29 protein-coding genes are annotated in these 26,036 nt (G+C 65.3%); 7 read left to right on the top strand and 22 right to left on the bottom strand.

Annotated elements, in window-relative coordinates:
• Positions 1–2 precede the first annotated feature (2 nt).
• From ABCW42_RS04390 to ABCW42_RS04320, 15 genes are all read right to left on the bottom strand, one after another.
• On the bottom strand, positions 3–1,001 hold the full coding sequence (locus ABCW42_RS04390) for a hypothetical protein (RefSeq protein ID WP_423183710.1): 999 nt from the start codon (positions 999–1,001) through the stop codon (positions 3–5).
• Positions 979–3,024 carry a flagellar biosynthesis protein FlhA gene (locus ABCW42_RS04385; RefSeq protein WP_423183709.1) on the bottom strand — a complete coding sequence of 682 codons (2,046 nt, stop codon included), beginning with the start codon at positions 3,022–3,024 and terminating at the stop codon, positions 979–981. The genes ABCW42_RS04390 and ABCW42_RS04385 overlap by 23 nt, the downstream gene beginning before the upstream one ends.
• The gene (locus tag ABCW42_RS04380; RefSeq protein WP_423183708.1) at positions 3,021–4,109 is read right to left on the bottom strand and encodes an EscU/YscU/HrcU family type III secretion system export apparatus switch protein; all 1,089 of its coding nucleotides are present in this window, start codon (positions 4,107–4,109) and stop codon (positions 3,021–3,023) included. Before ABCW42_RS04380 ends, ABCW42_RS04385 begins: the two co-directional genes overlap by 4 nt.
• A complete protein-coding gene (locus tag ABCW42_RS04375) occupies positions 4,109–4,867 on the bottom strand; it encodes a flagellar biosynthetic protein FliR (RefSeq protein WP_423183707.1) in 759 nt (252 codons plus the stop codon). The genes ABCW42_RS04380 and ABCW42_RS04375 overlap by 1 nt, the downstream gene beginning before the upstream one ends.
• A 1-nt stretch (position 4,868) precedes the next feature.
• Complete coding sequence (gene fliQ / locus ABCW42_RS04370) at positions 4,869–5,144, bottom strand: flagellar biosynthesis protein FliQ (RefSeq protein WP_423183706.1); 276 nt, start codon at positions 5,142–5,144, stop codon at positions 4,869–4,871.
• Positions 5,144–6,031: a flagellar type III secretion system pore protein FliP gene (gene fliP / locus ABCW42_RS04365; RefSeq protein ID WP_423183705.1), complete on the bottom strand. Its 888-nt coding sequence runs from the start codon at positions 6,029–6,031 to the stop codon at positions 5,144–5,146. The genes fliQ and fliP overlap by 1 nt, the downstream gene beginning before the upstream one ends.
• A complete protein-coding gene (locus ABCW42_RS04360; RefSeq protein WP_423183704.1) occupies positions 6,028–6,540 on the bottom strand; it encodes a FliO/MopB family protein in 513 nt (170 codons plus the stop codon). The genes fliP and ABCW42_RS04360 overlap by 4 nt, the downstream gene beginning before the upstream one ends.
• On the bottom strand, positions 6,541–7,272 hold the full coding sequence (gene fliN, locus ABCW42_RS04355; protein WP_423183703.1) for a flagellar motor switch protein FliN: 732 nt from the start codon (positions 7,270–7,272) through the stop codon (positions 6,541–6,543).
• Complete coding sequence (locus tag ABCW42_RS04350; RefSeq protein WP_423183702.1) at positions 7,269–8,162, bottom strand: flagellar motor switch protein FliM; 894 nt, start codon at positions 8,160–8,162, stop codon at positions 7,269–7,271. Before ABCW42_RS04350 ends, fliN begins: the two co-directional genes overlap by 4 nt.
• A gap of 101 nt (positions 8,163–8,263) precedes the next feature.
• Positions 8,264–8,674 (bottom strand): VOC family protein, encoded by a 411-nt coding sequence (locus tag ABCW42_RS04345; protein WP_423183701.1) that lies wholly within the window; start codon positions 8,672–8,674, stop codon positions 8,264–8,266.
• Positions 8,675–8,683: 9 nt separating this feature from the next.
• On the bottom strand, positions 8,684–9,124 hold the full coding sequence (locus ABCW42_RS04340) for a helix-turn-helix transcriptional regulator (protein ID WP_423183700.1): 441 nt from the start codon (positions 9,122–9,124) through the stop codon (positions 8,684–8,686).
• Positions 9,125–9,203: 79 nt separating this feature from the next.
• Positions 9,204–9,998, bottom strand: a complete 795-nt coding sequence (locus ABCW42_RS04335) for an OmpA/MotB family protein (RefSeq protein WP_423183699.1) — start codon at positions 9,996–9,998, stop codon at positions 9,204–9,206.
• Positions 9,995–10,816: a motility protein A gene (locus ABCW42_RS04330; RefSeq protein ID WP_423183698.1), complete on the bottom strand. Its 822-nt coding sequence runs from the start codon at positions 10,814–10,816 to the stop codon at positions 9,995–9,997. The genes ABCW42_RS04335 and ABCW42_RS04330 overlap by 4 nt, the downstream gene beginning before the upstream one ends.
• Before the next feature lie 3 nt (positions 10,817–10,819).
• Positions 10,820–11,074 carry a flagellar FlbD family protein gene (locus ABCW42_RS04325; protein WP_423183697.1) on the bottom strand — a complete coding sequence of 85 codons (255 nt, stop codon included), beginning with the start codon at positions 11,072–11,074 and terminating at the stop codon, positions 10,820–10,822.
• A gap of 143 nt (positions 11,075–11,217) precedes the next feature.
• Entirely contained in the window at positions 11,218–11,967 is a 750-nt protein-coding gene (locus ABCW42_RS04320) for an ABC transporter permease (protein ID WP_423183696.1), read from the bottom strand.
• Between the two features lie 208 nt (positions 11,968–12,175).
• Here ABCW42_RS04320 and ABCW42_RS04315 point away from each other — a divergent pair, with 208 nt between their 5' ends.
• The 3 genes from ABCW42_RS04315 to ABCW42_RS04305 are packed head-to-tail and all read left to right on the top strand — an operon-like array spanning position 12,176 to position 15,988.
• Positions 12,176–13,234, top strand: a complete 1,059-nt coding sequence (locus ABCW42_RS04315; protein ID WP_423183695.1) for an iron ABC transporter substrate-binding protein — start codon at positions 12,176–12,178, stop codon at positions 13,232–13,234.
• A 4-nt stretch (positions 13,235–13,238) separates the two neighbouring features.
• A complete protein-coding gene (locus ABCW42_RS04310) occupies positions 13,239–14,840 on the top strand; it encodes an ABC transporter permease (RefSeq protein ID WP_423183694.1) in 1,602 nt (533 codons plus the stop codon).
• Positions 14,837–15,988, top strand: a complete 1,152-nt coding sequence (locus ABCW42_RS04305) for an ABC transporter ATP-binding protein (RefSeq protein ID WP_423183693.1) — start codon at positions 14,837–14,839, stop codon at positions 15,986–15,988. The genes ABCW42_RS04310 and ABCW42_RS04305 overlap by 4 nt, the downstream gene beginning before the upstream one ends.
• A gap of 23 nt (positions 15,989–16,011) precedes the next feature.
• On the opposite strand, the gene ABCW42_RS04300 is transcribed toward ABCW42_RS04305, so the two are convergent.
• Positions 16,012–16,965, bottom strand: a complete 954-nt coding sequence (locus ABCW42_RS04300; RefSeq protein ID WP_423183692.1) for a patatin-like phospholipase family protein — start codon at positions 16,963–16,965, stop codon at positions 16,012–16,014.
• 211 nt (positions 16,966–17,176) lie between these two features.
• Between ABCW42_RS04300 and ABCW42_RS04295 the strand changes: the two genes are divergently transcribed.
• Complete coding sequence (locus ABCW42_RS04295) at positions 17,177–17,779, top strand: MOSC domain-containing protein (RefSeq protein WP_423183691.1); 603 nt, start codon at positions 17,177–17,179, stop codon at positions 17,777–17,779.
• Here ABCW42_RS04295 and ABCW42_RS04290 read toward each other — a convergent pair.
• Genes ABCW42_RS04290 through ABCW42_RS04275 form a run of 4 tightly spaced genes read right to left on the bottom strand, consistent with a single transcriptional unit; the run spans position 17,691 to position 20,916 of the window.
• The gene (locus ABCW42_RS04290; protein ID WP_423183690.1) at positions 17,691–18,740 is read right to left on the bottom strand and encodes a sensor histidine kinase; all 1,050 of its coding nucleotides are present in this window, start codon (positions 18,738–18,740) and stop codon (positions 17,691–17,693) included. The genes ABCW42_RS04295 and ABCW42_RS04290 overlap by 89 nt on opposite strands.
• A gap of 11 nt (positions 18,741–18,751) precedes the next feature.
• On the bottom strand, positions 18,752–19,426 hold the full coding sequence (locus tag ABCW42_RS04285) for a response regulator transcription factor (RefSeq protein WP_423183689.1): 675 nt from the start codon (positions 19,424–19,426) through the stop codon (positions 18,752–18,754).
• A gap of 27 nt (positions 19,427–19,453) precedes the next feature.
• Positions 19,454–20,107: a DedA family protein gene (locus ABCW42_RS04280; protein ID WP_423183688.1), complete on the bottom strand. Its 654-nt coding sequence runs from the start codon at positions 20,105–20,107 to the stop codon at positions 19,454–19,456.
• Positions 20,107–20,916: a phosphatase PAP2 family protein gene (locus tag ABCW42_RS04275; RefSeq protein WP_423183687.1), complete on the bottom strand. Its 810-nt coding sequence runs from the start codon at positions 20,914–20,916 to the stop codon at positions 20,107–20,109. The genes ABCW42_RS04280 and ABCW42_RS04275 overlap by 1 nt, the downstream gene beginning before the upstream one ends.
• Positions 20,917–21,089: 173 nt before the next feature.
• On the opposite strand from ABCW42_RS04275, the gene ABCW42_RS04270 reads away from it, so the two are divergent.
• Genes ABCW42_RS04270 through ABCW42_RS04260 form a run of 3 tightly spaced genes read left to right on the top strand, consistent with a single transcriptional unit; the run spans position 21,090 to position 23,647 of the window.
• Positions 21,090–21,875 carry an alpha/beta fold hydrolase gene (locus ABCW42_RS04270; protein WP_423183686.1) on the top strand — a complete coding sequence of 262 codons (786 nt, stop codon included), beginning with the start codon at positions 21,090–21,092 and terminating at the stop codon, positions 21,873–21,875.
• Between the two features lie 27 nt (positions 21,876–21,902).
• Complete coding sequence (locus ABCW42_RS04265; RefSeq protein ID WP_423183685.1) at positions 21,903–22,811, top strand: hypothetical protein; 909 nt, start codon at positions 21,903–21,905, stop codon at positions 22,809–22,811.
• Positions 22,808–23,647, top strand: a complete 840-nt coding sequence (locus ABCW42_RS04260; RefSeq protein ID WP_423183684.1) for an IclR family transcriptional regulator — start codon at positions 22,808–22,810, stop codon at positions 23,645–23,647. The genes ABCW42_RS04265 and ABCW42_RS04260 overlap by 4 nt, the downstream gene beginning before the upstream one ends.
• Here ABCW42_RS04260 and ABCW42_RS04255 read toward each other — a convergent pair.
• The gene (locus tag ABCW42_RS04255; RefSeq protein ID WP_423183683.1) at positions 23,644–25,122 is read right to left on the bottom strand and encodes a purine-cytosine permease family protein; all 1,479 of its coding nucleotides are present in this window, start codon (positions 25,120–25,122) and stop codon (positions 23,644–23,646) included. The genes ABCW42_RS04260 and ABCW42_RS04255 overlap by 4 nt on opposite strands.
• 98 nt (positions 25,123–25,220) lie before the next feature.
• Positions 25,221–25,973 carry a FadR/GntR family transcriptional regulator gene (locus ABCW42_RS04250; RefSeq protein WP_423183682.1) on the bottom strand — a complete coding sequence of 251 codons (753 nt, stop codon included), beginning with the start codon at positions 25,971–25,973 and terminating at the stop codon, positions 25,221–25,223.
• Positions 25,974–26,036: the final 63 nt, after the last annotated feature.

Here is a 26,036-nt window from a genome sequence, read left to right as displayed (position 1 = left end):
TCTCAATCTACCTTTCCGAGCATTGCGACGCGGGCGGGCTTGCCGTCCACCCAGCCGACGGGGAGACCCAGCGCATTGACCGTTTCAGGAGTCGATGTCTCGGCCGTGCCGAACACCGCGAGTGCTTCGACCGACAAGCCTTCTACACCGAGGGCGGCCGTGAGGGCCCGCACCCAGGCTTCGGTGTCTTCCGCTTTCCGCCTGGCATCAGCGGCCAGCCACAATTGGTCCGGGGCAAGGCCAGCAATCTCCGAGGCCTGTGCCGCGGCGTCGCGCGGGCCGCCCAAACCGTAGGCCACCAGAACGGTTTGGCCAGCGTGGACCGCCTGGGCGCGTGCCGCCGTCGCGCCCTGCTTTCCGCCGACATGGAGGTGGCCGAACGCGGTCAAGCGGCCGGCGGTGCGGACGTCGGAACCGCCCCCGGCGATGGACATTTCCAGTGCCGGTCCCATGGCGTCGTCGCCGAGCCCGAGCAAAATGATGAGATTGCCGCTTCCGACCCGCGGCACGGGCACGGGAGTCTGCACTGGTACCGGACCGGATGCGGGCAATGGTAGCGGCGCCGAAGGAGCATGCTCATTGGTGAGTTCCTTGCCCAGTTGCTCCAACAGCCCGGCGAAGTCCGGTGAAGCCGTCGAAACAGCGGCCCGAACGGCCGCTGGAACAGCCCCCGAAACAGCCGTCGCCGGCCGGTGGAGGTCCAGCTCGGCGGCGTCCGCCTGCTCCAGCAGCGCGGCGATGGCGGGACCGTGCAGGGCGTGGGTGGCGCCGTCGAGCCACATCGCCGTCGAACGTTCCGCGTCACCTCCCGGGGGCGGGCCCGGTACCACCTCAGCGACCTCAATCGTGGCCTCATACCGGTTGGCGACGAAGAGGCCGGCAATCCCGGGGTTGGTGACTTTCTCGGCCGACACAATGCGCGCTCCGGCGCCGTACTGCTTTTCCGCTTTCTCCCGGATGGCGTCCAGGGAGGCGCCCTTAAGCCTGAATTGCTTCGGCATGGCGGACCACCCCCACGGTTTCGATCTGGATGTTGGCGGACGTTACTTCGCGGTAGGACAGGACTGGAACACCGCCGTCGGGGGAAGCCACGAGGCGCCGGACGGCAGGCCGCAAGGCAGGTGCGCAGACCAGGACGGCCTGCCGCCCCGCAACGGCCGCGGCCTCAACAGATGCCTGGATCGAGCCCAACACGGCGTCCAGGCGGGCCTGGCTCATGACGATCTGCGTTCCCCCTTCGGCGGGGCGCATGTCCTCGAGCATCGACTGCTCGAGGAGCGGATCGATCATGATGACGTTGAGCACCGAACCGTCCAGGAACTTCGCTGCGAGCGCCGGCCCCAGGGACTGGCGGGCCGCCTCGATGAGCGCCTCGGGTTCCGTGGACACCTTGGCCCGCAAAGCGAGGGCTTCGTAGATGCGCGGGAGGTCGTTGATGGGGACTTGCTCTTCGAGGAGGCCTTGCAGGACCCGCTGCACCTCAGCGAGGGACATGAGTGCCGGGATCAGTTCCTCGACGGCGGCCGGGCTCTGTTTTCGCACGCCTTCGGTGAGGACGCGGACGTCCTCCCGGCTGAGGAGCCGCGCGGCGTTGGCCGAGACGATGGAGGACAGGTGGGTTACCAGGACGGAAACCCTGTCGATCACTGTTGCCCCGGTCATTTCGGCGCTGTGTCGCATTTCCGTGGGGATCCATTTTCCTGAGAGGCCGAAGACCGGTTCCACGGTGGCGGTGCCGGGCAGGGCGTCGAGGAAGTCACCGAGTGCGAGGAGCTTGCCCGACGGCGCCGTGCCGCGTCCCGCTTCGACGCCGGCGATGCGGATGGCGTAGTTGGCCGGCGGCAACTCCACGTTGTCGCGCGTGCGGACGGGCGGGATCACGATGCCGAGTTCCATGGCGATCTTGTGGCGCAGGGACCGCACCCGGGCAAGGAGGTCGTCCGAGGCTCCCGAGACGAGGTCCACGAGGTCCGGGGCCAGCAGGATTTCCACGGGATGGATGCGCATGTCCTGCATGATCCGCTCGTTGGGGTCTTCCTCGGAGCTTTGGGCGGCGGCGGCCTCCGCGTCACGGGCGGCGTTGAGCTTCTGTTGCGACGACAGCCTCCGGGAGGCGAACACCAGGAGGGCGCCCACCAGGAGGAACGGCAGGATGGGCATGCCGGGAATAAGGGCCATGGCGATCGCGGCGACACCGGCGATCAGCAGCGCGTTGGGCGATTGCGTGAGTTGCGATGACGCCGTGCGGCCCATGTCTTCCTCGGCGTTGGACCGGGTGACGATCATGCCAGTGGAGACGGCCATGAGAAGGGCAGGAATCTGGGTGACGAGGCCGTCGCCCATGGTCAGTAGCCCGTAGGAGTTGAGGGCGTCGCCCACGTTCATTCCGCGTTGCAGGACCCCGATGGCAATGCCGCCGACGAAGTTGATGATGATAATGATGATGCCGGCGATCGCGTCGCCCTTGACGAACTTCGAGGCACCGTCCATTGCGCCGTAAAAGTCCGCTTCGGCGGACACCTCGGCGCGCCGCTTGCGCGCTTGGGCGTCGGTGAGCAGTCCGGCGTTGAGGTCCGCGTCGATCGCCATCTGCTTGCCGGGCATGGCGTCGAGGGTGAACCTCGCACCCACCTCGGCCACGCGTTCGGCGCCCTTTGTGACCACCACGAACTGGATGACAACAAGGATCAGGAACACCACGGCACCGATGATCATTGACCCGCCAACCGTGACTTTGCCGAACGCGTCGATCACCTGTCCGGCGAATCCTTGCCCCAGCACCAGGCGGGTGGAGGCGACGTTGAGGCCGAGCCGGAACAGCGTGGCCACGAGCAGCAGCGAAGGGAACACCGAGAAGTCCAGCGGCTTCTTGACGAACATGCTGGTCAGCAGGATGAGGAGCGCGAGCAGGATGTTGCAGACGATCAGGAAATCCAGGAGCGGCGCCGGTACGGGAACCACCAATAGCAGCACGATGCCCACGATTCCCACCGGGACCGTGAGCCTGGAGAATCTGTTGTTCACGGCTGTCTCCTTTCTAGTGGCATGCGGTGCATTCCGCGGGCCGCTCCCCTGGCTTTGAGCGACATCACGAAGGCCAGGACACCCGCGACGGCACGGTACAGCTCAACAGGGATCTCTTGTCCCAGCTCACAGGCTGAATGCAGGGCCCTGGCCAGCGGCACGTCCTGGACCATCGGAACCGTTTTCGATTCCGCCTCTTCCCTGATCCGGGCTGCGATGACCCCCGACCCCTTGGCCACGACGCGCGGCGCCGATTTGCCGGCGTCGTACTTCAACGCGACGGCGACGTGCGTCGGGTTGACGATCACGACGTCGGCGTCCGCGATGGCGCCGATCATGCGGTTCCGGCTCATGGTCAGGTGGCGCGAGCGGCGCTGGGACTTGATGAGGGGGTCGCCGTCGCTGTTCTTGTTCTCGTCCCGGACTTCCTTCTTGGACATGCGCGTCATCTTCCGGTTGCGGCGCATGACCACGAAGATATCGGCCGCGGCGAGGACCAGGCCGGCCAGAACCGCGAACTGGATGAGCGAGGAAATCCCGCCGGTCGCTGCGGACAGCACGCCGGACACCGGCAGCCCGCCGGCCGTGAGCAGGACCGGGATGAGGCCCTGCACCACCGAGTACAGGACAAGCCCGACGACGGCGGTCTTCAGGAGCGCTTTGAGGCCTCCCCACAGTGCCTGGGTACCGAAGATCCGCTTGATTCCGTTGGCGAGGTTGAAGTGTTCGACGTCGATGCGGAACCTTTTGATGTGGATCCCGCCTTGCGCGGCGGACCCCGCCAGGACCACCAGCGCTACCACCGTGAACAGGGGTCCGAGGGTTTGGGCCAGGGAAGCGAACCCTGCCTCAAGGGCTGCGACAGCCTTGGCGGGTTCGGGATGGGCAATGACGCCGCGGATGCTGAAGAGTTGGTCCGCCGCGGCGTTTGACGCGCGATCGATGGTTGACGGGAGCATGGCTGCTGCCGCACCGACTGCGAGCCAGGCGGTGAGGTCCTGGGATCGGGAGAGCTGGCCCTTGGACCGGACTTCCCGGATCCGTTTGTCCGTGGCTTGCTCGGTCTTCTCCTGCGAATCCGCCATCAGCCCACCCCCATGAGCGAGTTGGCCGCTTGTTCGGCGAGCATGGCCACGAGCCGGGGCAGGGCAAGGAACAGGAAGCCGGCGAGGCCGAGGGTGATGAAGACCTTGAGCGGGAAGCCCAGCGCGAAAGCGTTCAAGGCCGGGGCCACGCGCGTGAGGAGACCGAGTCCGACGTCGGCGAGCACGAGAACCACAAGCAACGGCCCGGCGATCTGCACGGCACTCAGGAACATCCCCGTGACGGCGCTCGTCATTGCCTGCACGGGCCGGGCCAAATCCAATCCGCCGCCCAGGGGAAGGGCCGAGAAGCTCCCGGCCAAGCCGCCGATCACCAATTGGTAGCCATCGGACGCGAAAAGCAGGGCCAAGGCGGCCATCTGGATCAACCGGGTGAATTGGGCGCCGTTGACCATCATCTGCGGATCGAAGGCCTGGGCCATCTGGAAGCCGCTGAAAAGGTCGATCAGGCTGCCCGCCGATTGGATGGCCGCGAAGACCAGCATGACCAGGAACCCGAGGACGAGCCCCGTGGCGATCTCAAGGACGGCAGCGGTGATGTATCCGGCAGTGTCCTGGAGCTGGTAACCGGCCGAAAGCCGCTGCGAGACGGCCAAACCGAGTCCGACGCCGAGCATCGCCTTGATGCGCGCCGGTATCGCTTGGTGGGAAAAGGGCGGGGCCACCAAGAGGAAGGCGGTCATGCGGAGCGAGGCCAGGAGCAGGACCTCAAGCCAGGCCTGGCTGATGGGCAGGTCCACTTCACGTTCCGCCGATCAGTCCGGGGATCCGGGCGAAAAGATCGTTGGTGAAGGAAACCATCTCCGTGATCATCCAATGGCCGCACACCACGAGGGCCACCGCCACCGCCACCGCCTTGGGCACGAAGGACAGCGTGGCCTCCTGCAACTGGGTGATGGATTGCAGGAGCGAGATGGCCAGTCCAACCACAAGGGCGGTGACCAAGGCCGGCGCCGCGAGCTTGGCGGAAACGATCATGGCCTGGAGCGCGATATCCAGGACTGCGTTGGTATCCATCAGCCGCTCGAATAACTCTGGATCAGGGCTGTGATCACAAGGCCCCAGCCGTCCACCAGGATGAACAACAGGATCTTGAAGGGCAGCGAGATCATCACGGGAGGAAGCATCATCATGCCCATCGACATCAGAGCCGCCGAAACGACGAGGTCGATCACGAGGAACGGGATGAAGATGACGAAGCCGATGATGAACGCCGCCCGGAGCTCGGAGATCATGAACGCCGGGATGAGGGTCTGGAGCGGTACAGCCTGGGGGTTGGCGGGATTGTCCAGCTTGGCCGCTCGCGTCATCAGGGCGATGTCCTCTTCACGGGTGTGGGCCAGCATGAAGTGCTGCAGTGGCGCCGATCCAGCGGTGACGGCTCCATTGAAGTCGAGCGTTCCGTTGAGGTACGGCTGGATTCCGACGTTGTTGATCTCGGAAACCACGGGCCACATGACGAACAGGGACAGGAAAAGCGCGAGTCCGGCCAGGACCTGGTTGGGCGGGATGGACGGCAAAGAGAGCGCATTGCGGGTCATGGCCAGCACAACGAAGATCTTCGTGAACGAGGTCATCATGAGCAGCAGCGCGGGAGCGACGGACAGCAGCGTGATCGCGATCAGGGTGACAACCGCTGTGGACGGCTTCCCGTCCAGGCCGTTGACGTCGATGGTGACGTTGCTGCCGGACGGCTGCGCGGGCGCTGATGGTTGGGCTGGTGCTGTTGGTTGAACCGGTTGAACTGGTTGGGCGGGGGCTGTTGGTTGGGCGGGCCCTGTCGGGTCGCCGGGCGCGGCGTGGCCAGCGGACATGCCCAGCCAGAGGAACACAACCGTCAGCAACAGCACGCAAAACACCGCGGGCAGCACTTTGCGCACGGCTTGCGGCAAAGTCAGGGTCAATTCCGGCGTCCCCTGATGGCCTCGGCTGCTTGCCGCCACGTTGACCCGGCGAGGATGGACCCGTGCAGGGGTTGCGCCTGCTTGTGCTGTTCGCCGCGGCGATGAAGCTCGCTTCGGCGCGTGATCCCGGTGGTCTCCGCCGTCCAGCCTTCCGGCAGGGTATCGCCGGTTTCGCGGAAGATCTCCTCGAAACTCACGGGCGCACTGACCGGCCCGAGCGGTTCAGGCACCCGGAGCGGTTCGGGCACCTCGGGCGGTACCTCACCGCTGTGGAGCACGCTGATGGCGTGTTCCGTGACGCCCAGGAGAAAGCGCTTGTGGCCGGCGTCGACCACCACAACCGAAGCCTTCTGGCCCACAGCCTGTCGGCTGACCACAGCCAGGGTGGTGTTGGCCCGGCGCCTGCCTCTGCCCTTGCCCTTGAGCAGGCGGCGTTGCAGGACCCACATAAGGCCGAGCACGGCGCCCAGGGCCACAAGCACACGCAGCCCGAGGATCAGCGAATCCATCTAGTAGATTCCCTCTGCGACGTCAAGGATCCGGGTGATGCGGACCGCGTAGTCCTGGTCCACCACAACAACCTCGCCGTGCGCGATGAGCCGCCCGTTCAGCAGGACGTCGGCAGGGGCTCCGGCGGAGCGGTCCAGTTCGATCACTTTGCCGGGCTCCAGCGCGAGCGCGTCCCGGACGGACATGCGCGTTCGTCCGATCTCCACGGTGAGGGACATTTCGACGTTGCTGATCAGCCCGAGGCGGGCCGAAACGGAATCGGCCTGGCCGGCGCGGGCTCCCGCGGCGTCCCGCACCGTCCCGTGTTCGCGGACCCGGACCGCGAACCAGCCAAAGGCGGTACCGGCGTCGGCCGCCGACACTTGGCGAAGCTCAAAAACCGCGGTTTCGGGGTCGGAAAGAAGCCCGGCGGCGTCTTCTTCGCGCAACTCACCCAGCACACCGGCGTCGAACGCTCCGGTCGCGTATTCCATGGCCGGCCGCAAAACGTCAGTCGCCGACACCATGCCCTCAAGCGCCCCACCGGCCGCGGCGAGGAAGGAACGGTCCGTCAGGATGAGGGCGAAGTCGGCCGTCACGGCGCCGACGAACGTGGCCATGACAGCCATCGGCGCGTAGGGCGCCGCGGACTGGGACGGAACGATGCCGGTGACGTGCAGGGCAGCGGGAGTCGGGAGGTTCTGCGCAAGCCGTTCGGCCGCGGACTCGTGCAGGGTCAGGGTGATGCTCATCGCTGGTTCTCCTCGATTGTGACGATGACGGCGGCCGCACGCGAACCGTTCCGGGCGGGGGCTGCGGTGGCCAGCCGGGTGCCGTTGATGGCGACGTCGAACGGCCGGTTCTCGAGGTGGGGCAACGCAATGACGTCCCCGACGGCGAGGCCCAGGATCTGCGCGGGCGTCACCGGCGTGGCGCTCAACTGGATAGCGACGTCCACGGGAACCTGCGCGACCTGGGCACGGACCAAAGCCTCGGCGTCGCCGCTGTGGATAGTGGGATTCACGTCGCCAAGCCCTGAGAGGAGGACGTCGGCGGGAATCGCAAGGCTCGCCGCGGCTACGTTGTCGCCCACTTTGACCGTGAAGGACGCCACGATCATGAGCTCAGCGGGAGCCGCGGCCTGGGCGAACTGGGAGTTGTACTGGATGACATCCATGCGCACCGGCGTCGTCAAGAGGGCGCCGAGGGAATAGCTCAAGTCCTCCAGCCCGTCCTCCACCATGCGGCTGATGAGGGCCTGCTCTATCTGGGTGAACTTGCGGTCCGGCACAGCCGACTCGCTCGATCCGCCCAGCATGCGGGTCACCCAGGACAGTGCGGCCGTCGCCGGGAATTGCATGACCAGGCGCGATTCGCTGCCCTCGATGCTGCAGAGGACCATCGACGTAACCGACGGGAGGGACGACGCGTATTCGTCATAGCTCTGCATGATGAGCTGTTCCAGGGTGACGGTGGACTTCACCCGGACCTTGGCCGTGAGCTGCGTTCCCCATTGCCGGGCAAACGTCTCGAACGCGACCTCCAGCACCCGGCTGTGCTGGCGCGGCAACGTGGTGGGTCGGCGGAAGTCGTAGACATCCACGGTGCGCCGTGGAGCCGTTCGATCTTCCTGTTCACTCACGGTTGGCACTATCGGCACGGAAAGCGCCGGCGTAAGTGGTTTGCCTCGGAAACAAACCCGGGACGCCCGGCTGCGGGCGTCCCGGGTCGGTTGACGATTGCTTAGGCGGCAGGCGCCTGGTTGATCCGCACCATGTTGCCCGAAGGATCGCGGAAAGCGCAGTCGCGGGGACCCCACGGCTGGTCGATCGGTTCCTGCATGACCTCCGCGCCGGAAGCCCGGACTTTCTCGAACAAGGCATCCACGTCTTCGGAACGGAAGACAATGGGGCCCATGACGCCCTTCGTGACAAGCTCCTGGAGGGCGTCGCCGTCGGCCTGGGAACGGCCGGCGTGTGGTTCGGACAGGACGATCTCGACGCCGGGCTGCGCGGGGCTGCCGAGCGTCACCCAGCGGAAACCGCCTTGCGCTACGTCATTGAGCACCTCGAGTCCGAGGGCCCCTTGGTAGAAGCCCAGGGCCTCATCGACGTCGTTGACAGTGATTTGCGAGTACTGCAGTGAAATGGTCATGCCATAACGCTAATCAGCGGCCATGGCGAGCGCTTCTTGGATCCTGCTCACTTCGTACCGCGAGGGCCGGGTCCGGATTTTCGCCACGCACGGAGGCATCAAGTCCACGGCACGGTGTTCCCGGCCGCGGTAAGCGCTGGGCGTCTCCCCCACGATTTCAGTGAACCGCGAACTGAAGGAACCAAGGGAGGTACAACCGACTTCCATGCAGGCGTCCGTCACGCTCATCCCGGCCCGAAGAAGGGCCATGGCGCGCTCGATCCGGCGGGTCATGAGGTAGTTGTACGGAGTCTCGCCATAGGTCGCCCGGAACTGCCGCGAAAAGTGTGCCGGGGACATGAACGCGTGGCTTGCCATCGTGGGCACATCCAGCGGCTTCGCAAACTCGCGGTCGATCAGGTCACGGGCCCGGCGCAAGTACGTGAGCTTGGCGAGGTCTTCCGGGGTCATGCCTCGAGCGTACCGCGGGCAGCAAGGCATTTCCACGGACGGCGGCTGCCGACCGGCGTCGTCATCTCATTGCCCGGCGTCACTGCCCGGCGTGAGCCTTGAGCGCCTCGGGAATCAGGGCGCGGACCGTTTCGGGTTTGTCCGAAAGGACCACGACGTCGACCCTGCGGTTTAGCTCCATGAGCGCCTCCGTGGAGTCGTCGTTCACCTGCCGCGCCGAACCGAAGGCCACCGCGCCGATGTGCGCCGCGGGAATGCCTCCGTGGTCCACGAGGTAGCGCAGGACGTTCACCGAACGGGCCGAGGAAAGCTCCCAGGTGGAAGGGTAGGAAGTCACACCGTTGGCCGCGTGGCCTTCCACCATGATTTCGAGGCCGGCCTTGGACATCACGGGGGCAATGGTGGTGAGGACCTGGCTCGCCCGGCCCGTGAGCTCCGGCCGGTCCGCTTCGAAGAAGGCCTGCGAACCGACGAGCTTCACGGTCAGCCCGCGCTCGTTGACCTGGAACTGGACATTCGCCCCCAGACCTGCGGCGTCGAGCTTCGACTTCATGTCGTCACGCAGTCCCGAGAGCCTGTCCGCTTCCTTGGTCGCGAGGTCGAGCGTGGAGAATCCCTGGCCATCGGATGTGAGGAGTTCCGGCGGAACCACGGTGCCGGAAGCGGTATCCACCTTTTGGCTGATGGTGGTGCCGAAGCCTGTCGCAAGGGAATTCCTGAGCTTGTCGAATTTGGCTTGGTCCACGGTGGACATCGCGAACAACACGATGAACATGCACATCAGCACGGTGACCATGTCCATGTAGGACGCCATCCAGCGCTCGTCCACGTGTTCTTCCGCCGGGGCTGAACCACGGCGCCGGCGCGACCTCATGCCGCCTTCGACGATTCGAAGGAGCCGGCGCCGCCGTCGTTCCCTTTGGCGGCCGCTTTCGCCTTGGCGGGCTTACCTGCCGGGACCATTGCACGCAGGCGCTCCGCGAGGAGGAGCGGCTGGGTTCCGTTTTGCACGGCGAGCATGCCTTCCATGAGGAGGGTCATGCGCTCGATCTCGAGCTCGGACAGGCGCTTGAGGCGCGAACTGAACGGCAGCCAGATGAAGTTGGCCGACAACAAGCCCCACAGGGTGGCCACGAAAGCCGAAGCGATCATAGGACCCAAGTGGTCTGGCGACGAGAGGTTTTCCAGGACGTGGGTCAGGGAGACAACAGTACCGATGATGCCGATGGTCGGTGCGTAGCCACCCAGGCTGGCAAAGAACTTGGCCGAGGCGTGGTCACTGCGCATCTTGGTGTCGATCTCGTCTTCCATCAGGATGCGCAAGTCTTCTGCGTCCGTGCCGTCGGCGATGTTCTGCAGGGCGCGCGCCAGGAAGGGGTCCTGTTCCGAGGCAGCCGCCTCTTCAAGCGACAAAAGGCCTTCGCTCCGGGCCTTCTCCGCGAAGCCGATCAACTGGTCGATGCTGTCCTGCGGCTTGTGGGTCTTCCCCTTGAAGGCCTTGGGCAGGTCCTTGAACGCCTTGAGGGAATCGCGGAACGTGTTTCCGGCCAAGCCAACGGCCAGGGTGGCACCGAAGACCAGGACCATCGGCGCGGGCAGGAGGAGCGCCATGAGGTTGGCGTCTTCGAGCGTCACCATGGCAACGACCGAGCCGAAGGCCAGGAGCAGGCCGATGATTGTTGAGGGATCCATAGCTTACCTTCCGTCCTGTTCCGGCGTCCGGACGAGGCTCAACGGGTAGCCCGTCACGGTGGGGAGGTCCTGCGCCCGCCGAAGGATGTACGCACGGTAGTTCGCAATCAGCTCCACAACCTCGGCGAGGCTTTCCCGCACGACGTAAGCGGCGCCGTCGAGCGTTACCAGATGGGTGTCCGGACTTTCGTGGATCCGCTCAATGATGTCCGGATTCACGGCAAAGCGGGTGCCGTTCAGGCGGGTGACAACGATCATGGGCCGTTTCTGCTCGGAGTAGTGAAACGCTGCTTGGTGGAAAAGCGGTTCACCCCTTACTGTCGGCCACGGGCGTTTGGGCGTTAGCCGGGGCGCTGAATCGATCGCTGCGCGCGGCCCGGCGGCTGACAGCGAAGCGGCTCTCAGCGCAGCAGGGCCGGCCGCACCCGGACCGGGGCGAGGATTCCGATGATCATGATGGCCGTGATGGAACCGGCGGCCATGATGGCCGCGAGCACCACGATTTGGAAGCGTCCTGCCTCAAGGGGCGAGACCCCGCCGAAAATGGCGCCGACAAACGCACCGGGCAAGGTAACAAGCCCGGTGGTCTTGGTTTGGTCCGTGGACGGAATGAGCGCCGAATAGACGGCCCGCCGCGCGAGGTCAAGCGTTGCCTGCCGCGGCGTTGCCCCCAGGGCAAGCCAGCCTTCCACTTCTTCCCAGTGGTCGTGGACGGATTCTTTGAAGCGCCGGCCGGCCAGGACCGCGATGGTCATTCCGTTCCCGATCACGATTCCGCCGATCGCGAGGGCGTACCGCGGGGTGAAGGAGATGGCGCCCGTGGCGAAAATGATGGCGAGGGTTGTGGCGATGCCGCCGGCCATCGAACCGGCGGCCAGGCCAAGATGGGGCAGGCTCCATCCGATCCTTCGGGCGGCGACCACCGCGGCTACCCCGAACATCACGAGCAAGGCGGCTCCGACCCATAGCGGGCTCGTGATCACTCCCCCGAGCACAAAGCTGATCGCGGCGAGCTGCACGGCACCGCGGAGGATTGCCAATGCCGGAGCGAAGGGGTGCGGAGCCCGGAATGCCATGAGGAGGGCCAGTGTGCCTGCCACGAGGACGCCGACGCCAAGGAAGGTCGGCAGGAATTCGGCGATACCGGGCATGCAGCCAGCCTATCCGCCCGCCCGGATGGTCAGCCGCGAAGCGCCATGCTGCATTAGGTCACGTAAATCTTGCGTAATGCATGTGATTCGCGTCACCTAAGCCTGTTCTGGATGGAAATTTAGGTATGGCTAACCTAAAGTTTCAAGCTGTGAGCCCACCGCTTTTCGCGAGGCTCCCCCTTGATTTGCTCGCAGAAAGAAGATCCCCATGAAGATTCGCGCCAACGCGCTGGCAGGCGTGGCAATCGCCGCCAGCGCGGCCCTGACCCTTGCCGCGTGCGGCAACGGCGGGTCCGCAACCTCCGATCCCGCGTCCTCCTCCGCAAACGCGAAGGTCTCCGGTGAAATCACGGTCTACAATGCCCAGCACGACACCCTGACCAAGGAATGGGTGGACGCGTTCACCAAGGAAACCGGCGTCAAGGTCACGATCCGCCAGGGTTCGGACTCCGAACTTTCCAACCAGATCATCCAGGAAGGCGCGGCGTCCCCGGCCGACGTTTTCCTCACCGAGAACTCCCCCGCCATGGCGCAGGTCGAGAACGCAGGACTCTTCGCGGACATCGACAAGGCCACCTTGGACCAGGTCCCCGCCGACTTCCGTCCTTCCACCAACAAGTGGACGGGCATCGCCGCCCGCTCCACCGTCCTGGTGTACGACAAGAACAAGATCAGCGAAGACAAGCTGCCCAAGTCCATGCTTGACCTGGCCAAGCCGGAATGGAAGGGCCGCTGGGCTGCTTCCCCGTCAGGCGCCGACTTCCAGGCCATCGTCGCCGCGCTGCTCGAACTCAAGGGCGAAGCAGCCACGACTGAGTGGCTCAAGGGAATGAAGGACAACTCCAAGGCCTACAAGGGCAACAGCACGGCCATGAAGGCAGTCAATGCCGGCGAAGTGGACGCAGCCCTGATCTACCACTATTACTACTACGGCGACCAGGCCAAGACGGGCGAGAACTCCAACAAGGTCACGCCATACTTCTTCAAGAACCAGGACCCGGGAGCATTCCTGTCCATCTCGGGCGGCGGCGTGCTCAAGTCCTCGAAGAACGCCGCCGCGGCGCAGGCTTTCATCAAGTTCATCACCGGCAAGACGGGACAGGAAGTCCTGAAGAACGGCACTTCCTACGAATACGCCATTGCCTCGAACGTAGACTCGAACGCTAAGCTCGTTCCCATCCAGGACCTGCAGGCTCCCACCGTGGATCCTGCCAAGTTGAACTCTTCGAAGGTCACCGACCTGATGACCAAGGCAGGACTGCTTTAAATCTGTGACCACTGATCTATCGGCTCGCGTTCGTTCAACGACATCGGAGAGCACGACGACGGCGGGCAGGGGCACGCGCCCCCGCCCGCCTTTCGGCGTTTCCGTAATATCCGTCCTCGCGGTACTTATCGCGCTGTTTGCGCTCGTCCCGCTGGGGTACGTCGCTTTCATGACGGGCGCGACCGGCTGGAGTACCGCCGTCGCGCTCATCTTCCGGCCGCGCGTCGGCGAGCTGCTCCTGAACACCATCATGCTGGTGGTGTTCACGGTGCCCATATGCCTTGTGTTGGGGGTCGGGGGCGCATGGCTTGTTGAACGCACCAAGTTGCGCGGGCACCGCTGGTGGGCCGTGGCGCTGGCCGCCCCGCTGGCCATCCCGGCGTTCGTGAACAGCTACGCGTGGGTGTCTGCCGTCCCGTCGCTTGAGGGCATTTGGTCCGGCGTCCTGATCGCCACCCTGTCCTATTTCCCCCTTGTCTACATTCCGGCGGCGGCGACGCTGGGGCGCCTCGACCCCGCCATTGAGCAGTCGGCCGCGTCCCTCGGTTTGGGTCCGTGGGCGGTTTTCTTCCGCGTGGTCCTGCCGCAACTGCGAATCGCAATGACCGGTGGCGGACTGTTGGTGTCCCTGCACTTGCTGGCCGAGTACGGCGCCTTTGCCATGATCCGCTTCGATACGTTCACGACGGCGATCATGACCCAGTTCCAGTCGACGTTCAACGGCACGGCCGGAAACATGCTCGCCAGCGTCCTGGTGTTCTTTTGCCTCATCCTGTTGCTCGTGGAAGTCCGCAGCCGCGGCACCGCACGCTATGCCCGCGTCGGTTCGGGCGCCCAGGCGAGGCCTACCAAGCTCGCGCTGCGCCACTACCAATTCCCGTCCCAGCTTGCCCTGTTGGCCCTGACGCTCCTGGCCTTCGGACTGCCGATCTGGTTCGTCTTCCGTTGGATTTTCGTGGGAGGCGCAGGAATCTGGTCGGCGGATGAATTCCTTCCCGCACTGCTCCAGACCCTCGGCTATGGCACCGTCGGCGCGGCGGCGACGGTCGTCGTCGGATTCCCCATGGCGTATCTCGCGGTGCGGCACCCCAGCTGGTTCAGCAAGATGCTGGAACTTTCCAACTACATCACCAGCTCCCTGCCCGGCATTGTGGTGGGCCTGGCCTTCGTGACCGTGAGCATCCGCCTGGTTCCAGGGATCTACCAGACCTCGGGCGTCCTCATTGCCGCCTACGTGCTGCTGTTCCTGCCGCGGGCGCTGGTCAACATCCGCTCCGGGCTTGCCCAGGCACCCAAGGAACTGGACGAAGCCGCCCAATCGCTCGGCAAGGCCCCCCTCATCTCTTTCCTCAAGGTCACGCTTCGGCTCACCGCGCCCGCGGCCGCCGGCGGCGCCGCTTTGGTATTCCTCGCCATCGTCAATGAACTGACGGCCACGCTGCTGCTCTCCCCCAACGGCACGCACACCCTGGCCACCGAATTCTGGAGCAAGAGCAGCGAGATCGATTACTCGGGCGCGGCCCCCTACGCGCTGCTGATGATCTTGTTGTCCGCCCCCATGACGTACTTGCTTTTCCAACAGTCCAAGAAAGTAGCCGGACAGTGACCGAACAATCCCCTTCAAGGCTTCCGGCTCCGCGGATCGCGGCATCGGTGGCTCCCACCACCAATCCCCATTTGGACATCGCCGAGGTCACCAAGAACTTCGGAGCGCAGGCTGTGTTGAAGGGCGTCAACCTTTCCGTCGCGAAGGGCGGCACCACCGCGATCGTCGGCCCCTCGGGCTCAGGCAAGACCACCCTGCTCCGGCTGATCGCCGGATTCGAACACCCCGCCACGGGTTCGATCAGCCTCAACGGGAAAACCGTGGCCGGCAACGGCGTCTGGGTCCCGGCGCACAAACGCCAGGTGGGCTACGTAGCCCAGGACGGCGCGCTCTTCCCGCACCTGACGGTGGGGCAGAACATCGCGTTCGGGCTGGACCGTTCAGCGCTCGACGGCGGTCGGCGCGCCGTGAAGGCGCGGGTCCAGGAACTGCTGGAGATGGTTTCGCTCGACTCGGACATGGCCAAGCGGCGCCCCCATCAACTTTCCGGAGGCCAGCAGCAACGCGTGGCGCTCGCCCGCGCATTGGCCCGCGAGCCGGAGCTCATGCTGCTCGACGAACCGTTTTCCGCGCTCGACGCCGGCCTCCGCGTTGCCACCCGACGCGCCGTGGCGAAGGTCCTCAGCGAGGCCGGGGTGACCACCATCCTTGTCACCCACGACCAAGCCGAGGCACTGTCCTTCGCGGACCAGGTTGCCATCATGCGTGGCGGAAAACTTGCCCAGATCGGCAACCCCTTCGTGGTGTACACACGTCCCGCCGACCGCGCCACAGCTGAATTCCTGGGCGACGCCGTCATCCTGGACGCCTGGATGGAAGGTTCCCTGGCCACCTGCTCGCTGGGCGGAATCCCCGTGCGCCGGCCCCCGGCCCAAGGCCTCGTGCAGTTGATGCTCCGCCCCGAACAGATCCGCATCGCACCGGACGGCCCAATCCGCGGCGTAGTGGTTGATACCGACTACTTCGGCCCGGAAACCACCGTGCGGATCAAGCTCGCCCCGCGCGTTCCGACCCCCGGCGCAGTTGAATACCCCGGCGGCGGCGAAGTCATCACCATCCGCCACTGGAACGCCTCCATCACCCGCCCCGGCACCGAACTGTCGCTCCGGGTGGTAGGTGAAGGCGTGGCTTTTCCCGTGGAGGAGTAGGCCAAGGATCCGGTTCTGCCGGCTCAGCCCCAGAACGCTGAGAGACGTCCGGCGATGGCTTTGCCTTGCTCGTAACCAGCCCGGGCTGCCGGCGGACGCAGCGTCGGATCCATCGCGTTGGCGCCGAACATATGCTCGGCATCGCTGTCCGGGAAGACTGTTTCAACCACGCTGCCGCCTGCCTGCAGTTCATCGACCTGCGCGGCGAGATCCATGCCCCACTCCAGTGGCATGCGCGTCCTGCCACCAAACGGTGACAACACCAGCACCCGTCCATATCCGGCAGCGAGATCGGCATTTTCACTGCGCCTGTAGCCCCCGTTGATGTAACGGTCCTCGCCGATACTGTAGGGGGCCATCGAGGACGTGCTGGCAGCGACGGCGTCCACAAGATCGATTCCGCTGCTGCTGTCGAATACCACCGGCTCTCCCGTGCGGGCGTTGACCGCCGTGATGAGGACAGCTTGGGCCGGCCAATGCTGGTTGGGAAGCCGGTTGGCGACGACTGACCGCCAGCGCTCCCCGTTTGCTCCGTTGGATGTATCCATCTCGAGCGCCGCCGCACCCATCCGGCGTCTCATATCGGAAGCGTCGGCGGCCGAAGCAATGATCCCGTTCGACCAATCCATGTAGTTCGGTGCTGGAATGTTCGGAACCGGTCTCCGCCGCGATTCGGCGCTACCGGCCTGCGGGTGGGGTGCCTCCTCGAGGATCGGCGCATACAGTTCGGTTAGTGGCGTGCCGCTGGTTATCTGGGCCGCGACCGTGGAACCTGCCGAAGTCCCGATGATGAGGTCGGCCCCGGTCACATCCAGGCCGCCATGGAAGAGGCCGGCGATGAGGCCGATTTCCCAGGCGTTGCCTGACGATCCGGCACCGGCAAGCACCAAGGCCCGCTTGTTGCTGCTGTTCGCCTGGCTGCTTGGATCGGCTCGAAGGGCAGACCCGGGCTGGTTCAAAGAAGGATTTGTGTTCATGGGAGTCGCCTTTCGCGAGTTGCCTTTGGACAAGCGCTCCCGACGGCGACTACCTCAGTCGCGAGATCGTGGACTTCGAGGGAGCGCCCACTGTGGATACTGCGTACATGGGTCTCACCTCCTGCTGCCGGATCACGATCGCTTGGAGCGTAGCAGGCTTCGTCACGGAGGCGCAATCGTCATGATGGCCGGCCGGGTCTACGGTAGTTGCATGACGGAAAGCTATCGCTACGACGTCGAGATACTGCACCTCCTCGTCTCCCCCGGTCACGCGTATTTCGGACGTGCCCGTGACGGGGCTGCCGATGTGCCCACTACCGATGCGGCGAGCGTGGAGGTGGTCCAGGGAAAGGGCATCGTTGGTGACCGCTTTTTCGGGAAGGCCGCGCACATGGATGCCGCGGTGACGCTCTTCGCCGTCGAAGCCTTGGAAGCCCTCGCGGCGGAGCTGGGCGCCGCGCCGTTCGATCCGTTGCTCACCCGCCGCAACATTGTCCTGCGCGGCGCCCATCTGGCACCGCTGCTCGGGCAGGAATTCGCGCTGGAGTCCGGGGTCGGCGAGCCAAACGGCAGGGTGCTGTTGCGGGGCGGCCGGCCTGCCCACCCATGTGCTTGGATGGACCAAGTCCTCGCTCCAGGAGCGCACGCGGCCATGCGCGGACGCGGCGGTGTGCGGTGCCAGCCGTTATCGGGCGGCGTCCTCCGCCGCGGTCCTGCGGTACTCATCAGCCCGGTTCCCCTTGAGCCCGCGAAGGCGGGCGAGTTCCATTTCGAGGTGCTCCCGACCCGGCGAGCGGCAGGGAAATCTTCATGACGGTTCCTCGTGGACCGCTCTTCTCGACGCCCACGGTTCCGCCGGCGCCGGTGATGATTTCACGGACCAGCGCGAGCCCGATTCCAAAGCTGCGTTGGCCGCGGGAGCCTTCGCCACGCGAATTTTCAGGCCTGGGCGTCCGCACGAAACGCTCGAATATCCGTGCCTGGTCAACTCCCTTGATGCCTGGTCCCGAGTCCGCGACGGTGACCACCGCCCTGTTGCCGAGTGCCGCCGTCGTGATTTCCACCAGGCCTCCCCGCGGCGTGTGCGCGAGCGCGTTGTCCGCGAGTGCGAGGAGCGCCCGCCTGAACGCGCTGCCGTCGATCGCCGCGAGCGGTCGCGAGGTTTGGGTCAGGGTGACGCTGACGCCCTGACCCACGGCGAGTTCCTGCAGGCTGTCGACGACGGCGGACGCGACGGCGGCGAGATCGCTCGGCTCGACCGCGGCTCCCCGAGGCGAACCGGTGGCGGCCACGAGCAGCTCGTTGACGATTCCGGTGAGGGTGGCGGTGTCGCTGCGGATTCGTGCGAGTGCCTGTCCGGTGGCCGAGTCCGGCTCGGTGCCTCGTTGGGCGAGTTGTACGCGGGCGTCGAGGATTGCCAAGGGCGTGCGCAATTCGTGGCTCGCGTCCTGCACGAACCGCCGTTGCAACGCCAAGGCGTCGCCGAGGGGCCGGATGGCGCTCCGTGCGCTGAGCCAACCGATCGCGCCGGCGAGCACAATCCCCACAGCGCCGGCAATGATCATGGCCTTCAAAAGGTCCTTGGTGTCCAGGAAGGCATAGACCGAGTCGGGGTCCGAGGAACCGGCCACTCCGGGTTGGAGCGGCCTGTTGAAGAGGTAGATGGCGGCGGCCGCCAGCAGGATGAGCACCAGGACCGCGCAGGCTGCGCTGATCCGGGCGGCGATTTTCAGTGACGCCTTGCGGAGCGTCACCTGGTCGGTGTTCTCACTCATGGCGGAGGTTCTCAGTCATGGGGATCGCCGATCTGGTAGCCGAGTCCGTGGACGGTGCGGATCACCGCTTTGGATATTTTCCTGCGCAAATGGTGGACGTAGGTGTCGATGACGCCGGGTTGGTCCGTCGGATGAAACAAAGTACTGATGAGTTCCTCGCGGGTGAAGACCCGCTCCGGTTCGCTCGCCAGCGCCTCCAACAGGGACGCTTCCTTCGCCGTCAGCGTCACGACCGGACCGTACGTCGAGCGCAGGGAGCGGGCACCGGCGTCGAACTCCCAGTCCCCGATGTCGATCGTCGCGGGCGGCCGGCCGTACGTCCTGGTGAGGGCGCGCAAGCGCGCGGCCAGTTCCAGGGCGTCGAACGGTTTGCTCATGTAGTCGTTCGCGCCGGCGTCGAGCCCGCGGATCTTCTCGTCGGTGGCGCCCAAGGCGGTCAGGATAAGGATGGGCGTGGAGATCCCCCTGGAACGCAGGGCAGAGACCAGCGCGATGCCGTCCAGGAGGGGAAGCCCGCGGTCTATGACCATGGCGTCCCACACCTGCGTCAGGCCAAGGTGGAGGCCCTCCTGGCCGTTGACGGCAAGGTGGACCGAGAAGTCGTCCTCAAGGAGTTCGGCGATGAGCGGACCCAGGGCGGCGTCGTCTTCAACCAGGAGGATGGAAGGACGCTCAGCTGTTGTCATGGGTCCATTCTTCCCCGACGTGCGCGATTACTCGCCCGCACGCCCGTCCATGGCGTTTACGGTGTTGTCTTCGGGATCGGCAGCGGCCGTGGCAGCCGCCTTCCGGCGCTTCAGGAACTCGACTCCCCACGGCAGCACCGAGGCCAGGACGAGGATCACGGCGATGACGTCGATGTTCTTGGCGACAAACTCGAAGTGGCCCAGCCACGCGCCGAGCAGGGTCACGGATGTTCCCCAAACCAGGGCCCCCGCGATGTTCCACAGGGTGAAGGACTTGTAGCCATAGCGCGCAGCACCGGCAGCCAGCGGGGCGAAGGTCCGCACCACGGGAACGAAGCGGGCCAGCACGATGGCGGGGCCGCCGCGCCGCGCGAAGAAATCCTCGGCCGCTTGCAGGTGCGCGGTTTTCATGACTTTGGCGTCATCCTTGAACCATCGCCTGCCGAACCTGCGGCCCAGCAAGTAGCCGACCTGGTCCCCCGCGACGGCGGCCACCGAGACGATGGCGATCAACACCGGCAGGCCGACCTGGAGTTGCTGGTGCAGCAGTCCCGCGGTGAACAACAAGGAGTCGCCTGGCAGGAAGGGGAAGAGCAGCCCTGACTCGATGAACACAATGAGCGCCACGATTCCCAGGGCGGCGGGCCCGAGGCCCTGGAGGAGAGTCGTCGGATCAAACATCAGGCTCCCCTGCCTTCCGTCGTGCCGTCGGCAATCGCGAGTCCCGGCGTAGCGTCCTGCACTGCGGCATCGCCCTCCGCTGATCCCAGCGGGCGCCGTTCCAGGACCCGGGGGGCGTACCGGTTCCAGAGGCCGGCCATGGCGATGACGGCGGCAGTGGCGGCGAAGAAGGACGCGGTCACATCACTGGGATAGTGGACGCCGACATAGAGCCTGGACCAAGCGACAACAACGGCGACGACCGCCCCGGCCCACGCGGTGAAGGTGGCCCAGCGGGTCCCCCGGACCAGGAAGTACAAGGCGAACGCGAGCGCTACGGCGAAGCTGGTGTGTCCGCTCGGAAAGCTGTTGGAACCCGTTTCAGGAGCAAGGGGGTCAAACAGCAGGGCGGGATTCGGCCGGTGGCGGGCAACGATCAGCTTGAACACTTCGCTGGCCGCCCAGCCCGAGCATGCGACCAGCACGAACATGATTGTCCGAACCAAGGATTTGCGGACCGCGAAAAGATACAACGCGATCACGAAGATAACGCAGGCTCCGCCAACAGGCCCGAAGAGTGTATTGATAGTCATTGCCAGGGCCGTCAGCGCTGCGATGTGGTGCAGGCTCAGGTCCTGGTCCACGCCGAGCTCGCTGGTGGTCACGCCCGGCACCGTTTTCACAGTGAAGCCGATGGCGAGGACCACCGCTGAGAGCACAATCGCCCACAAGAGCCAGTATTTTGGCTGCGGCAGCAGCGGCACCCTTTCGCGGACGACGGCGGAAACGCGGCCTTCCGGGGAAGCGTTCCGGTTGACGGGTAGTGGCATGAGATTCTCCAGCTCGGGGTCGCGGCCGTTGGCGGCCTGTTTCCAGCTTCCCCCCGGCCGTTTAAGAAGCTCTTAAGAACTTCCAGGCGAGCTGCAAGGGCTTCCCCTTGACCCCGTGCGAAGGCGGCACGAGAGTTGAGGAACTATTGTCGGCTGATTCAAAGGATTTTGGAATGACCGAATTTGCGAACTCGAAAGACGGAACCCGTATCGCCTACGAGCGGCACGGCGACGGACCGGCAGTCATCCTGGTGGGGGGAGCCATGCAGTTCCGGGGGTTCGATCCAACCACGGTGGAAATGGGAAAGCAGCTCGCCGCGCAAGGCTTCACTGTCTTGAACTATGACCGGCGCGGCCGCGGCGAAAGCGCCGAGACCAGCTCATTCACCCTGCAGGACGAACTCGACGACCTCTCGGCGCTCATCGAGGCCGTCGGAGGCGAAGCCGCGCTTTACGGAAGCTCGTCCGGCGGCGCCATCTCCCTGGCAGCGGCAGCGGCCGGACTTCCCGTCACGAAACTGGCCCTCTGGGAAGTGCCGCTGCGGGCCGAGCTGGGCACCGACGGCGCGGAATTCCTCGCCGGACTTCGCGAGCGCATCGGTTCCGGAGACAAAGCCGGCACTATCGAGTACTTCATGAAGGACATGCCGCCTGAATGGCTGGCAGGGGCCAAGAACAGCCCCGGCTGGCCGATAATGATGGAAATCGGCCCCAGCCTCTCAGCGGATTCCGAATCCCTCGCCTGGACCCAATCCGCACCGCGCGCAGAGCTGTGGTCCGGCGTCAAGCAGCCTACTTTGGTCCTCCTTGGTGAACAAACGCAAACGATCATGGCCGAAGCTGCCGACGCGATCACGGCCAACATCCCGGGAGCAGCCAAGAAGACCATTCCCGGCGCAAACCACAGTTGGGAACCGAAAGTCATGGCGGGCGCTCTGGCGGAATTCTTCGCCGAGTAGGCCGCCGAGCGGGCTGGTGGGCTGAGCGTGGAGGACCTGGCAGGGATCGCCGTCGAGCTCTATGCCTTGGTTCCGTCCGCGTTCACGGCGGCCAGGAGCGCCCGTGCCAAGGACGCGAAATCGTCCGGGGACAAGGAACTGGCGCAACAGATCACGCGCCTGCCCAAGCCCTCGACGTCGGCGTGGGCCGTCAACCTGCTGGTGCGGAACCGTGCAAAGGAGTTCGCCGGGGTCTTGGAACTTGGGACAGCCCTCGCGGCGGCGACCGAACAGCAAGACGCCGAGCGCCTGCGTACCCTCGGCCAACAGCGCCCGCGGGTGCTGGCTGCCGCCGTCGAGCAGGCCAGGAACGCGGCCGAAGGACAGGGCGTCAAGGTGAGCGGCGCTGCCGCGATGGAAGTCGAGGCGACCCTGCGGGCCGCCATGTCCGATCCCGGCGCGGCGGGCGCGGTCCGCAGTGGGCGGCTGGTGCGGGCGTTGTCGACGGACGGGATCGAGGCCGTGGACCTCACTGACGCCGTCGCGGTGCCTGATTCCTTGATGGAACCGCTGCCGGTTCCGAGCATCGCGACCCCGGCGGAACTGCCCGACGACGGCGGGCGGCAACGCGTCGGTGCGGAACAGGAGCGCGAGCGGGAAAAGGAGCGCGAAAAGGCGCGGGCGGCACTCGCGGAAGCCGAAAGGACCGCGGAGGAAGCCGACGTCGAACTCGCCAAAGCGGAGCGGGAAAAGGACGAGGCGATGCGGCGGGGCGAACGGCTCGCCGCCGACGTCAAGGCCGCCAAGGACAAGCTTGCCGCGCTGCAGCAAGAGCTCGCGTCGACGGAGTGGGCTGTGACGGTTGCCGAGCGGAACCGTAGGGTGGCGGCGAGGCAGGCTGACCGTGGGCATCGGGAGGCGGAGATGGCGCGGCGGCGGGTGGCAGGACTGGGATGAGCAACCATGCCTTGCGGCCGAAGTCGCCCGCCGCGACCCAGGTGTTGGCGGTTCTTAGATACGTCGCAGGCCAGGCCGGGCCCGTCAGTGCGTCCATCATTGCCCGCGATGTTGGCTTGCCCCGGTCCACCACGTATCAGCTCATTGCTTCTCTGATTGATGACGGGTTCCTGGTCCACCTGCCCGAGGAACGCAAGTATGCCTTGGGAGTGACCGCCCACGAACTGGGAACAGGGTATTCGCGGCAAGCTCCGATCCAACGGATCGCGCGCCACCCGCTCGCCCGGCTTGTGGCCCGGACCCGGCGGACCGCCCATTTGGCCGTGATGCACGGCCGTGACGTGGTGTACGTCATTGAAGAACGTGCACCACGCCAACGGCCCTTGGTCACGGACACCGGCGTCCGGCTCCCGGCCCACCTGACCGCCAGCGGCCGGGCGATGATGGCCCAAATGGACCCGGCCCAGGTGGCGGCACTCTTTCCCGGGCCGGAGGCCTTCGCAGAACGCCACAGCAACGGCCCGCAATCCTTGCCCGCCTTGCAGGATCTGTTGGCGCGGGCCCGGTCACTTGGCTACGCCTGGGAACAGGACGAGGTCACCGAAGGGTTTTCCTCGGTTGCCGTCGCTGTCCTTGACCGGCAGCGCTATCCCGTGGCCAGCGTGACGCTGACGGTGTCGAACCGCGCGTTTCCCGGAGGCACACGGCGCCGCGACCAAGACTCCGAGACGGCCGAAGAACGGGCGATCCGCATCGAAGACCTGGCGCGGGAATGGGTTCCGGAAGTCACCAGGTGCGCCAGGGAAATTTCCCGCAGGCTGGGCACGCAAGCCTAGGCTGTTGCAGTGTTGGCCACGGAGCCCTCGAGGGAATCGGCTGCTTCCGCCGTTTCGTCCGGGTAGATCATGCGGGACGGAGCCGTGGAGTTGCGCTTCGCGAGGGGGTAGAAAACCAGCGCCGTGACCACGAGTCCCACGAGCCAGGAAATATCGGCGTCGCCCAGCAACTCGGTCATGGGGCCGGTGTAGAGGGTCTGGGCGAGGAACGGAATCTGGGCAACGATGCCGATCGCGTAGCTGAGCAGGGCCGTCTTGTTCCAGCGGCCATAGCGGCCGTTGACGTCATAGAGGGCCGGAATGTCCACCTTTTCCTTGGAAATGAGGTAGTAGTCCACCAGGTTGATGGAGCTCCAAGGGATGAACACCATGAGGAGGAGCAGGACGAAGTTCTTGAAGTTTGCGATGAAATCAGGCGAAGCCAGAACGGCGATGAGCACGGAGAGTCCGATAAAGCCGATCACATAGGCGAAGCGGGTCCAGGAGGCTACGGCCGTCTTGCGGGTGAACGCCGTGACCGACGTCAGCATGGTCATGTAGCCGCCGTAGGCGTTCAGGGTATTGACGGTCAGCTTTCCCGTGACGATGACCAAGTAGATGACGACGGCGATCAGGCCACCGCCGCTGAGGTTGCCGAGGAAGGCGACCTGGCCGTCCAGGAAGCGCGATCCCTTGGGCAAGGCCAAGGCGGCAAACAGTGCGCCCAGCGTCATTGACCACTGGGAACCGAGCACCGTACCGAAGTACGCCGACATGAAGGTCTTGCGTGCGGCGGTGTTGGCGGGCAGGTACCGGGAGTAGTCGGCGACGTACGGGCCGTAGGTCAATTGCCATCCGGCGCCGAGCGAGATGGCGAGCAGGAAGGTGGGGAATTCGAACGTGCCGGGGGCCAGCAGTGCGCCGACGTCCTGGCTGAGCAAGAGCCTGATGCCCAGGTACGTGAATCCCAGGACGCCTACGATGGTCGCGATGCGGCCCAGCATGTGGATGTATTTGTAGCCGAGGGTCGCCACCAGCACAGTCAGCGCGCCGAACAGGACCATGCCGACGGCGGGAGTGCCGGTCCGCAGGATCTGGTCCACGGCCTGCCCTGCCAGGACAGTGCCGGTTGCGGCGAATCCGAGGTACATGACGACCACCAGCACCAGCGGGATCACAGCGCCGAAGATTCCGAACTGCGCCCGGCTGGAGATCATTTGCGGCAGGCCAAGCTTCGGCCCTTGGGCCGCGTGGAGGGCCATGACCGCGCCTCCCAAAAGGTTTCCGATGAGCAGGCCGATGATCGCCCACAGTGCGTCCGCGCCAAACAACACCGCCAACGCGCCGTCGACAATCGCGGTGATCTGCATATTCGCTCCGAACCAGAGCGTGAACTGCTGGGCCGGCGAACCGTGGCGCTCATTTTCCGGGACAAAGTCAATGGAACGTCGCTCAACGCGCGTCCCGCCTGTTCCCGCATTTCCTGTGGCCTGCATGCCTGTCTTCCTTACTGTGACAACCGAAGTCCGAAGTCCCCAACTGAGAATCAATCAGAGCACGCAAAGTGACGGCTATCACCGAAAGGTGCGGATATTTAGTCCGATATACCGGACGATAAACCCATGAACATCGTCTTGTGCAGCACGTCCACGTGCCGCCGCGATACTTCCACCGCGGCGCGTTCGTCGCGGGCCCGGAGGGCATTCACGAGCGCGATGTGGTCGCGGTTGGATTTATGCAGGAACTCGATCGGATATGGGATGAAGTAGGCATAGAGTTCGGCCAAGGCTTCGTGATAAACATCCACCGCCGGGCCCAGTCCCGAGGACGCCGCGACCAGTTGGTGAAACCGCTCGTCGGCTTGGTGATACTCGGACCAGTTGCTTGACCTGGCCATTTCCTGGGTGAGGCGCTCCAGTTCGTCGAGTTGCGCGGCAGTGGCGTTCACCGCGGCAAAGTGCGTCACCGCGCATTCGAAGAGCAGCCGCCGGTCCACGAGCCGGTTGACCGCCTGCGATTCGGCGGGCGACGCGGCAAGTTCCTGAAGCACGCCCCGCGGTGGTTCGTCAGCGACGAACGTTCCCCCGCCGCGCCCCCGACGACGGACCACGACGCCTTGCTCAGCCAGGCTTGCCAGTGCCCTGCGTGCCGTGATCGGGCTGACCGAGAGGCCCAACGCGACGTCGTGCTGGTCAGGCAGGCGCTCGCCTGGCTGCAGCAGCCCCAGGGAAATTGCCATGCCGATCCTCAGGCGAACTGCGTCGATGGCGCTCCTTCGATCGATTCCGAGCAAAGGGGCAGCTTCGATGGGCGATTCGCTTGTGGCGTCCTCAAGCTGACGGGTCATATCGGCTACTTTACGGGGCAAAATCCACCTTCCTTTTATTTGATCATTATGATCTAATATGAG

Source organism: Arthrobacter sp. NyZ413 (genome assembly GCF_049390645.1).
Classification (GTDB): domain Bacteria; phylum Actinomycetota; class Actinomycetes; order Actinomycetales; family Micrococcaceae; genus Arthrobacter.
The sequence above is the reverse complement of the archived record's forward strand: the minus strand, read 5'-3'. Positions and strand labels throughout refer to the sequence as shown.

Bases quoted from the DNA above. Each gene is read 5' to 3' on its own strand.
- ABCW42_RS04390 (WP_423183710.1), bottom strand. From the start codon at position 1,001: ATGCCGAAGCAATTCAGGCTTAAGGGCGCCTCCCTGGACGCCATCCGG.
- ABCW42_RS04380 (WP_423183708.1), bottom strand. From the start codon at position 4,109: ATGGCGGATTCGCAGGAGAAGACCGAGCAAGCCACGGACAAACGGATC.
- fliQ (WP_423183706.1), bottom strand. From the start codon at position 5,144: ATGGATACCAACGCAGTCCTGGATATCGCGCTCCAGGCCATGATCGTT.
- ABCW42_RS04360 (WP_423183704.1), bottom strand. From the start codon at position 6,540: ATGGATTCGCTGATCCTCGGGCTGCGTGTGCTTGTGGCCCTGGGCGCC.
- fliN (WP_423183703.1), bottom strand. From the start codon at position 7,272: ATGAGCATCACCCTGACCCTGCACGAGTCCGCGGCCGAACGGCTTGCG.
- ABCW42_RS04345 (WP_423183701.1), bottom strand. From the start codon at position 8,674: ATGACCATTTCACTGCAGTACTCGCAAATCACTGTCAACGACGTCGAT.
- ABCW42_RS04340 (WP_423183700.1), bottom strand. From the start codon at position 9,124: ATGACCCCGGAAGACCTCGCCAAGCTCACGTACTTGCGCCGGGCCCGT.
- ABCW42_RS04335 (WP_423183699.1), bottom strand. From the start codon at position 9,998: ATGAGGTCGCGCCGGCGCCGTGGTTCAGCCCCGGCGGAAGAACACGTG.
- ABCW42_RS04330 (WP_423183698.1), bottom strand. From the start codon at position 10,816: ATGGATCCCTCAACAATCATCGGCCTGCTCCTGGCCTTCGGCTCGGTC.
- ABCW42_RS04325 (WP_423183697.1), bottom strand. From the start codon at position 11,074: ATGATCGTTGTCACCCGCCTGAACGGCACCCGCTTTGCCGTGAATCCG.
- ABCW42_RS04320 (WP_423183696.1), bottom strand. From the start codon at position 11,967: ATGCCCGGTATCGCCGAATTCCTGCCGACCTTCCTTGGCGTCGGCGTC.
- ABCW42_RS04315 (WP_423183695.1), top strand. From the start codon at position 12,176: ATGAAGATTCGCGCCAACGCGCTGGCAGGCGTGGCAATCGCCGCCAGC.
- ABCW42_RS04300 (WP_423183692.1), bottom strand. From the start codon at position 16,965: ATGAACACAAATCCTTCTTTGAACCAGCCCGGGTCTGCCCTTCGAGCC.
- ABCW42_RS04295 (WP_423183691.1), top strand. From the start codon at position 17,177: ATGACGGAAAGCTATCGCTACGACGTCGAGATACTGCACCTCCTCGTC.
- ABCW42_RS04290 (WP_423183690.1), bottom strand. From the start codon at position 18,740: ATGAGTGAGAACACCGACCAGGTGACGCTCCGCAAGGCGTCACTGAAA.
- ABCW42_RS04285 (WP_423183689.1), bottom strand. From the start codon at position 19,426: ATGACAACAGCTGAGCGTCCTTCCATCCTCCTGGTTGAAGACGACGCC.
- ABCW42_RS04280 (WP_423183688.1), bottom strand. From the start codon at position 20,107: ATGTTTGATCCGACGACTCTCCTCCAGGGCCTCGGGCCCGCCGCCCTG.
- ABCW42_RS04275 (WP_423183687.1), bottom strand. From the start codon at position 20,916: ATGCCACTACCCGTCAACCGGAACGCTTCCCCGGAAGGCCGCGTTTCC.
- ABCW42_RS04270 (WP_423183686.1), top strand. From the start codon at position 21,090: ATGACCGAATTTGCGAACTCGAAAGACGGAACCCGTATCGCCTACGAG.
- ABCW42_RS04260 (WP_423183684.1), top strand. From the start codon at position 22,808: ATGAGCAACCATGCCTTGCGGCCGAAGTCGCCCGCCGCGACCCAGGTG.
- ABCW42_RS04255 (WP_423183683.1), bottom strand. From the start codon at position 25,122: ATGCAGGCCACAGGAAATGCGGGAACAGGCGGGACGCGCGTTGAGCGA.
- ABCW42_RS04250 (WP_423183682.1), bottom strand. From the start codon at position 25,973: ATGACCCGTCAGCTTGAGGACGCCACAAGCGAATCGCCCATCGAAGCT.